At 47.1% G+C, this 1,175-nt stretch carries 2 protein-coding genes; both read right to left on the bottom strand.

Annotated elements, in window-relative coordinates; all coding sequences use genetic code 11:
* Nucleotides 1-664, bottom strand: a 664-nt coding sequence (gene lptB / locus R8N49_RS24910) for an LPS export ABC transporter ATP-binding protein (protein ID WP_318190186.1), incomplete at its 3' end; no start/stop codon positions are given.
* A gap of 1 nt (nt 665) precedes the next feature.
* The gene (lptA, locus tag R8N49_RS24905) at nt 666-1,160 is read right to left on the bottom strand and encodes a lipopolysaccharide transport periplasmic protein LptA (protein WP_005467803.1); all 495 of its coding nucleotides are present in this window, start codon (nt 1,158-1,160) and stop codon (nt 666-668) included.
* Nucleotides 1,161-1,175: the final 15 nt, after the last annotated feature.

Raw genomic sequence — 1,175 nt, 5'->3', positions numbered from 1 at the left:
TCGGAGTTCCCGATGCAATGAGGTGCCCTTGGCTTACGATATAGGCTTTTTCACATACGTCCAGTGTTTCACGTACGTTATGGTCTGTGATTAATACACCAAGGCCACGATCGCGTAGGTGCTCGATGATTTTCTTGATGTCATTAACCGAAATAGGGTCGACACCTGCGAAAGGTTCATCCAACAAAATGAATTGTGGGTTTGCCGCAAGAGCTCGAGCGATTTCGACTCGGCGACGTTCACCACCCGATAGTGCCATACCCGCACTGGTTCTTATGTGCTGTATGTGGAATTCTTCCAACAAATCTTCCAGCTTGTCCTGACGCTCTTCGCGGGTCATTTCTTGGCGAGTTTCCAATACGGCCATGATGTTATCTTCCACGGACAGTTTGCGGAAAATCGACGCTTCCTGCGGTAGATAGCCAATACCCATGCGAGAGCGGCTGTGCATTGGCAAAATACTGATGTCTTTGTCGTCAATGGTGATGGTGCCTTCATCACGAGGCACCAGACCAACAATCATGTAAAACGAGGTGGGTTTACCGGCACCGTTAGGACCAAGTAAGCCCACAATCTGACCAGACTCTACTTCTAAGCTAACATCGGTGACGACTTTGCGCTTTTTGTAGCTCTTTGCGAGATTTTTTGCACTCAGTACCGCCATATTAGTTCTCTATCTGATTTGGTTGCAAAATCGTGGTTACACGCTCGTTTTTAGAGCTGTCAGCCACCAACTTCTGTTGACCGATTTGGTAACGAATCGATGAGCCTTTGATGGTGTTACCATCTTGAGCGAGCTGCGCTTGGCCTTTCATGGTCAGTTCGTCAGTCGAGATGCGGTAATCGAGCTCGGTTGCTTGACCACTTAACGTTTTACCATCGTCCATCAGCTGCGAAAATGTCGCAGGCTTACCAAATGCTTGAATTTGTTTGATTGCTTCCGTTTTTGGATCGCGAGTGACGACAATTCTATCTGCATCGATATTGATGCTGCCTTGCTTAAGCGAGACATCACCTTTAAAAATGACCTGGTTACTCTTCATGTCCACCTGTTGGGTGTCAGAGTTTATGTAAACCGGCTGTTGAGTATCCGACTTAAGTGCAAACGCTTGAGGCGCTGCTAATACTAGTGCCAGTAGACTAAGGTGTAACGGTTTCATATCGACCTTGAACTT

This window comes from Vibrio sp. 1978 (genome assembly GCF_033344345.1).
The sequence above is the reverse complement of the archived record's forward strand: the minus strand, read 5'-3'. Positions and strand labels throughout refer to the sequence as shown.

Coding starts and splice junctions, on each gene's coding strand:
- lptA (WP_005467803.1), bottom strand. CDS start 1,160: ATGAAACCGTTACACCTTAGTCTACTGGCACTAGTATTAGCAGCGCCT.